The sequence below is a fragment of the Lentzea albidocapillata subsp. violacea genome, assembly GCF_900100275.1.
GTDB classification, from domain to species: Bacteria; Actinomycetota; Actinomycetes; order Mycobacteriales; family Pseudonocardiaceae; genus Lentzea; species Lentzea violacea.
The window spans coordinates 22,114-28,986 of sequence record NZ_FNET01000040.1 but is presented as its reverse complement, the minus strand read 5'-3'; the positions used below and the strand labels follow the sequence as shown (position 1 = coordinate 28,986).

General features: G+C 68.6%; 7 protein-coding genes and 1 pseudogene. 2 read left to right on the top strand and 6 right to left on the bottom strand.

Features of this window, described 5'->3' with window-relative positions; translation table 11 throughout:
- Positions 1-188 (top strand): annotated as a pseudogene (locus BLR21_RS43045) (hypothetical protein); the annotation flags it as partial.
- Positions 189-439: 251 nt separating this feature from the next.
- On the opposite strand, the gene pdxH reads toward BLR21_RS43045, so the two are convergent.
- From pdxH to BLR21_RS40440, 6 genes are all read right to left on the bottom strand, one after another.
- On the bottom strand, positions 440-1,096 hold the full coding sequence (pdxH, locus tag BLR21_RS40465) for a pyridoxamine 5'-phosphate oxidase (RefSeq protein WP_090015370.1): 657 nt from the start codon (positions 1,094-1,096) through the stop codon (positions 440-442).
- A gap of 155 nt (positions 1,097-1,251) precedes the next feature.
- Positions 1,252-1,953: an urease accessory protein UreD gene (locus tag BLR21_RS40460; protein WP_256335250.1), complete on the bottom strand. Its 702-nt coding sequence runs from the start codon at positions 1,951-1,953 to the stop codon at positions 1,252-1,254.
- 22 nt (positions 1,954-1,975) lie between these two features.
- Positions 1,976-2,611, bottom strand: a complete 636-nt coding sequence (gene ureG, locus BLR21_RS40455) for an urease accessory protein UreG (RefSeq protein WP_338061094.1) — start codon at positions 2,609-2,611, stop codon at positions 1,976-1,978.
- The gene (locus tag BLR21_RS40450; protein ID WP_176930030.1) at positions 2,601-3,212 is read right to left on the bottom strand and encodes an urease accessory protein UreF; all 612 of its coding nucleotides are present in this window, start codon (positions 3,210-3,212) and stop codon (positions 2,601-2,603) included. The genes ureG and BLR21_RS40450 overlap by 11 nt, the downstream gene beginning before the upstream one ends.
- Positions 3,209-4,891 carry an urease subunit alpha gene (locus BLR21_RS40445; protein WP_090015364.1) on the bottom strand — a complete coding sequence of 561 codons (1,683 nt, stop codon included), beginning with the start codon at positions 4,889-4,891 and terminating at the stop codon, positions 3,209-3,211. Before BLR21_RS40445 ends, BLR21_RS40450 begins: the two co-directional genes overlap by 4 nt.
- Positions 4,888-5,487 (bottom strand): urease subunit gamma, encoded by a 600-nt coding sequence (locus tag BLR21_RS40440; protein ID WP_051771168.1) that lies wholly within the window; start codon positions 5,485-5,487, stop codon positions 4,888-4,890. Before BLR21_RS40440 ends, BLR21_RS40445 begins: the two co-directional genes overlap by 4 nt.
- A gap of 218 nt (positions 5,488-5,705) precedes the next feature.
- Here BLR21_RS40440 and serC point away from each other — a divergent pair, with 218 nt between their 5' ends.
- The gene (gene serC / locus BLR21_RS40435) at positions 5,706-6,833 is read left to right on the top strand and encodes a phosphoserine transaminase (RefSeq protein WP_090015363.1); all 1,128 of its coding nucleotides are present in this window, start codon (positions 5,706-5,708) and stop codon (positions 6,831-6,833) included.
- Positions 6,834-6,873: the final 40 nt, after the last annotated feature.

The window sequence follows — 6,873 nt, the reverse complement described above, 5'->3', positions numbered from 1 at the left end:
GCCAAGCCAACCGCGTCCTGCACATCGTCGCCGTCGTTCGCCTGCGCTACTGCCCACGCACCCAGGCCTACCTGCAACGACGCACCGAACAAGGCCTCACCAAACGCGACATCATCCGCTGCCTCAAGCGCTATATCCTCCGCGAAGCCCACACAGCGATCATGAAAGACCTCGCACTCACTGCTTGACATCTATAGGAGCGTCCCTCAAAGCAACGCGCAGCCGCCCACAGCAACAGGCGTGCCATCAACCCACAGGCGGCGCTACCCCCTGATCAGATTGCCGGGGGTCTGGGGGCAGCGCCCCCAGGGGAAGCACGCAACCGCAAGGTCGCCGCCCGCAAGGTGACCCACCCGCCAGGTCGCGCAACAGCAAAAGGGGCGCCTCCCGCCCACAGGAGACACCCCATCCGCAAAAGCTCTAAAGGACCCCGAGCGACCTACGGAGCAACCCGCTCCACCGACCACCCATCCCGCCCATCCCGGAACCTCAACCGATCATGCATCCGATCCCGCCGCCCCTGCCAGAACTCGACCTCCTCAGGCCGAATCCGCCACCCACCCCAATGCGGCGGCACAGGAATCTTCTCGGTATCGGCAAACTGCCGCTCGATCTTGTGCAACGCAGAATCCAAAGTGGACCGCCCACCAACCACCCGCGACTGAGGCGAAGCCCAAGCCCCGATCTGCGACCCACGAGGCCGGGAGTTCCAGTACTCGGCGGTCTCCACCGGCCCGACCTTCTCGACAACCCCACGCACATGCGCCTGCCGCTGCATCGCAAACCACGGAAAGGTGGCCGACGCATAGCGAGTAGCCATCAGGTCATGCGACTTGTTCGACGTGTAGTTGGTGAAGAACACCAACCCGCGAACATCCAAGCCCTTAGCCAGCACAGTCCGCGACGACGGCCGGCCCTTGACGTCGGTCGTCGCGAGCACCATCGCGTTCGGCTCGGGAAGCCCGGCGTTGGTCGCCTCGTCGAGCCACAACTGGAGCTGTTCGTGCCAGGTGGCGGCAAGCTCCGACTCGCTGAGCGAGCCCTGCTCGTATGACACGCGCATCGCCGGTAGTGCGATGTTCGTGGTCTCCGTCATCGGCGAACCTCCAAGCGGCGGCAGAACTCGTGGTCCCTGGACCCGCGACCATACGCACGGCGACCCGATCCCGAAACCGCCTGCGCGGTGATGACCACCACCTGAACGGTGACTGTCCGTACAAAGAACAGTTCTGGATCGAGTCCGTGATCGAGTCAGATGGCATCAAGCACTCCTGTGACGGCGACCACGTCATCACCCAGTGCGGTGGCAAGGCTTCCACCTGCTGCCAACGGAACGACGCTCCACCACTCACCGCCATCCGTCCCGCGCTCCACCGAGTCGAGAAGCATCTCGGTGCCGACGACCCGCTTGCCCACGAGGCCGGCGGACGAAGCGTCGGCCAAGGGATCACCCACGACCAGTTGCTGGTGCAACAACGGCCTGCCACAACGGGTTGCGCGCACCGACGACGACAACGTGCCCGGCTTCTCCCCCACACGCCCCAGCACCAGCACCTCACGGGTTCGCAACTGTGCGTGACCGTCCAATTCGGCCTCCACCACGGAAGTGTGGTGCGCGCGGCTCGTCACGACGGTCGGTTCTGGCAGGTAGCGAACGGTCCCCTCGACCAGGAACCGGACCGAGGACGAAGACTCCTCACCGGACGAACCGGGCAACAACAGTGTTGCCGCAACACCTCGAAGCTCGAGCGAGGCTCCAGGACCGACTTCGACGGTCAGGGACAACGAATCACCGCCCAGCGGTGCCGTCACCGAGGAAACCAGGTGCACCAACGCAAGCGGGCCCACGCGCCGGTGCGGCACCAATGTCAACGGTGTCATCGACCGCAGGACTCGCACGACGCTGTTGCCGTGCGAGTCCAACGCCACGACCAGCCGAGCCGAAGCCTTCACCGGATCACCCTCGGAGCGGCCTTCACAGCTGGGCCAGCACCCACTTCGCCACCTCGGGCGCGTCCGGCGTCTCGACCAGCGACTGGGCGATGACGGGCAACGAGCCACGCATCCGGTGCGCGTCGGAGATCATCACGCCCAGGTCCGCGCCGACGAACGGTGCCAGGTCGGTCTTGTTGATGACCAGCAGGTCCGCGGTCGTGACGCCGGGACCGCCCTTGCGCGGCACCTTGTCCCCGCCGGCCACGTCCACGACGAAGATCTGCGCGTCGACCAGCCCGCGCGAGAACACCGCCGTCAGGTTGTCCCCACCGCTCTCGATGATCACCAGGTCCAGGCCGGAGATCCGCTGCTCCAACCGCTCCACCGCGTCGAGGTTCGCGGTGATGTCGTCCCGGATGGCCGTGTGCGGGCAACATCCCGTCTGCACCGCCTCGATCCGCGACGGATCGAGCACCCCGGCCCGGCGCAGGAAGTCCGCGTCCTCGGTCGTGTAGATGTCGTTGGTGACGACCGCGAGCTCCAGCTGCGAGCCGAGCGCACGGCACAACGCCGCGGTCAGCGCGGTCTTGCCGCTGCCGACCGGGCCGCCGATGCCGATGCGCGGCGCGGCTCCGTGGTGGTGATCATGCGGGTCGGGCCCGTGGTTAGCTCCCAAAGAGACGCACCCCTTCACGTCGGACATGTGCCTCGGCCAACAGGTCCAAGGCAGGCGAACCCAGCGCGGGCAGCGCGGCACACGCCCGCGAAGCAACGTCTTCCACCGGAAGCGCGGCCACGATCGCGTTGACCCCGAACGGGTCCAGCCCCAGCAACCGGACGGCCGCCGACGCAGGCCCGCTCACGGCCAGATAAGCGCAGGTCACAGCAGCCTCAACAGGCTCGCCGATCAGCACCCCGATCACCAACGGCTGGTGCGGGTCACGTGGCAACGCGTCCAGCCGCGCGGAGGGCCAGGCACGGCGAGCCGCGCGCAGCATGCCGCGCCCCTGTGCCCGCGAAGCCGAGCGCTGAGCGGGAGAAGGCGTGCGGGCGTCCAGTTCCGCGTCCAGCATGTCCAGGTCCTCACCACGAGCCGCCGCGGCCGCGAACCCGGCCGCCAGCAGCCCGGCACCCAGCAACCGGCCGTGCAGGAACGCCCGCAGCGACGGCTCGTCGTGCACCAGCCCGCGCGCGGCGGCCTCCTCCAGCCCACCGGAGTGCACGTGGCCGCCGCCGGGGAAGCGGGAGTCGGCGAGGATCAGCGCGGTCAGCATCAGAACAGGAAGTACCGTTGGGCCATCGGCAGTTCCGCGACCGGCGAAGGCACGACCAGGTCCCCGTCGACGTGCACGGCGAAGCTGTCCGGGTCGACCCGGACGTCCGGCATCGCGTCGTTGTGCACCATGTCCGCCTTGGTCACCGATCGCGTCGAGGCCACCGGCAGCACCCGCCGCGCGTACCGATCGCCGACACCGGCCTCGATCGCCGACGGCGCGACGAAGAACACCGACGAGGCCGCACCGGCCGTGGCACCGAACATCGGCCGCGCCCACACCGGCTGCGGCGTCGGGATCGAGGCGTTCGCGTCACCCATCGCGCCCCACGCGATGAACCCGCCCTTGAGCACCACCGAAGGCCGCACGCCGAAGAACTTGGGCTCCCACAACACCAGGTCGGCCAGCTTGCCGGCCTCGACCGACCCGACCTCGTCGGCGATCCCGTGCGCCACAGCGGGGTTGATCGTGTACTTGGCGACGTACCGCTGCGCCCGCAGGTTCGAGTCCATGGAACGCCGCGACGACATGACGTGCGCGGTCTGCCAGGTCCGGATGATCACCTCGCCGACGCGGCCCATCGCCTGCGAGTCCGACGAGATCATCGAGATCGCGCCCAGGTCGTGCAGCAGGTCCTCGGCCGCGATCGTGGTCGGCCTGATCCGCGACTCGGCGAACGCCAGGTCCTCCGGCACGGACGGGTTGAGGTGGTGGCACACCATCAGCATGTCGAGGTGTTCTTCGAGCGTGTTGACGGTGTGCGGGCGCGTCGGGTTCGTCGACGACGGCAGCACGTTCGGCAGCGAGACCACGCGGATGATGTCCGGCGCGTGCCCGCCACCGGCACCCTCGGAGTGGTAGGCGTTGATCGACCGGCCACCGATCGCGTCCACAGTGGACTCCAGGAAGCCGGCCTCGTTCAACGTGTCCGTGTGGATCGCGACCTGGACGCCGGACTCGTCCGCGACGCGCAGGCACGCGTCGATCGCGGCAGGCGTCGTGCCCCAGTCCTCGTGCAGCTTGAACCCACCCGCGCCGCCGGCGAGCTGCTCGCGCAGGCCCTCCTCGGAGACCGTGTTCCCCTTGCCCAGCAACAGGATGTTGACCGGCATGTGGTCCATCGACGTCAGCATGCGGTCGAGGTACCAGGCTCCGGGCGTGACGGTCGTGGCCTTCGTGCCCTCCGCCGGACCGGTGCCGCCGCCGATCAGCGTCGTCAGCCCGGACGCCAGCGCCTCGTCCACGATCTGCGGGCAGATGAAGTGCACGTGGCAGTCGATGCCGCCCGCCGTCAGGATCTTTCCGTTGCCGGACAGGATCTCCGTCGACGGCCCGATCACCAGCGCCGGGTGCACGCCGTCCATCGTGTCCGGGTTGCCCGCCTTGCCGATCGCGACGATCCGCCCGTCCCGCACGCCGACGTCGGCCTTGACGACACCCCAGTGGTCGAGGACCACCGCACCGGTGATGACCAGGTCGGGAGCACCCTCGGCGCGGGTCGCGACGCCCTGCCCCATCGACTCGCGGATCACCTTGCCGCCGCCAAAGATCACCTCGTCGCCGGACGCCGCACCGCGCGAACGGTCCTCGGTGACCTCGATGAACAGGTCCGTGTCGGCGAGCCGGATCCGGTCACCGGCCGTCGGCCCGAGCAGTTCGGCATAACGCTCGCGGTCGATCATCGCTGCAACCCCCGGACGATCCTCAAGCCTGCCAGCGGAACCAGCGTGACCTCACGCTCGACGCCGGGCTCGAACCGCACGGCCGTCCCCGCCGGGATGTCGAGCCGGTAGCCGAACGCCGCCTCGCGGTCGAAGGACAGCCCCGTGTTGACCGAGGCGAAGTGGAAGTGCGACCCGACCTGGACAGGCCGGTCGGCGACGTTCACGACGACCATCGTCACGCGCGGCCGGCCGGGGTTGAGCTCGACGGGCTCGGCGCCGACCACCACCTCACCCGGCGCCGGACCGGCCGAGGGAGCGATCGGATGGTGCACGGTGACGAGCTTCGTACCGTCCGGGAACGTCGCCTCCGCCTGCACCGAGTCGATCATCTCCGGCACGCCGCGCATGACCTGCTCCGGCGCGAGCACGGTCCGCCCGCTCTCCATGAGTTCGCTGACCGTGCGGCCGTCCCGCGCGCCTTCCAGCACGTGGTCGGTGATCAGCGCGACCGCCTCGGGGTAGTTGAGCAGCACTCCGCGTTCGAGCCTCCGCCGCGCCACGTCGGCAGCGACGTGCACGAGGAGCTTGTCCCGTTCATGCGGCGTCAGATGCACTCCGCCGTTCTAACACGCGAAAGCGCGCTATCGCGGAGTGGAAACACGGCCGAAACACGACCGCGTGTCCACTGACCGGTTGACAATCGGAGTCAGCGGTGCGTGACCCACGACACCCGGCTGTCACCTCCAGGCCACCGGCCTGCAACACTGTGAACTCCGGCAACGGCGCCGGTCAGGTCCCTGAAGCTCGTCAATCGCCCCGGAGGCGTGACCACATGACCCAGACCGCCGATCCGACCTCGTTGGTGCTTCCCGCCGAGCTCAAGCCGTCTGACGGCCGCTTCGGCTGTGGACCGTCCAAGGTGCGTCCCGAGGCCGTCGCGGCCCTCGCGTCCGAGGGCGCGGCACTGCTCGGCACATCGCACCGGCAGAAGCCCGTCAAGAACCTCGTCGGCCGCGTCCGTTCCGGACTGCGCGACCTGTTCCAGCTGCCGGACGGCTACGAGGTCGTGCTCGGCAACGGTGGCACCACGGCGTTCTGGGACGCGGCGTCGTTCGGGCTGGTCCGCGAGACCGCGCAGCACTTCACGAACGGTGAGTTCTCCTCCAAGTTCGCGAAGGTCACGCAGACCGCGCCGTTCCTGAAGGACTCCCTGGTCACCAAGGCCGAGCCGGGCACCTCGCCCGAGCTCTTCTACGCCGAGGGCGCCGACCTGGTCGGCTGGGCGCAGAACGAGACCTCGACCGGTGTCGCGATGCCCGTGACCCGCATCGAGGGCTCCGGCGACGCGCTGATCGCGATCGACGCGACGTCCGGTGCCGGTGGCCTGCCGGTCAAGGCCGAGGACTTCGACGTCTACTACTTCGCGCCGCAGAAGTCGTTCGCCTCGGACGGTGGCCTGTGGCTCGCGCTGATGTCGCCCGCGGCGCTGGCCCGCGTCGAGGAGCTCAAGGACCGCTGGGTGCCGGAGTTCCTGTCGCTGCCGACCGCGCTCGACAACTCCACCAAGGACCAGACGTACAACACGCCGTCGGTCGCCACGCTCTTCCTGCTGGCGCACCAGATCGACTGGATCAACGGCAACGGTGGCCTCGACTGGTCGGTCGCGCGCACGAAGGACAGCAGCGACCGGCTGTACTCGTGGGCCGAGAAGACCGCGTACACCACGCCGTACGTCGAGAAGGCCGCTGACCGCTCGCAGGTCGTCGGTACGATCAACTTCTCCGACGAGGTCGACGCCGCCGTCGTGGCGAAGGTGTTGCGCGCCAACGGCATCGTGGACGTCGAGCCGTACCGCAAGCTCGGCAAGAACCAGCTGCGCGTCGCGATGTTCCCGGCCATCGAGCCGAACGACGTCACGATCCTGACGCAGGCGATCGAGTGGGTCGTCGGCCGGCTCTGAAGTTCTCGAGGTAGCAGCCTGGGGTGCACCGACGAGTTTC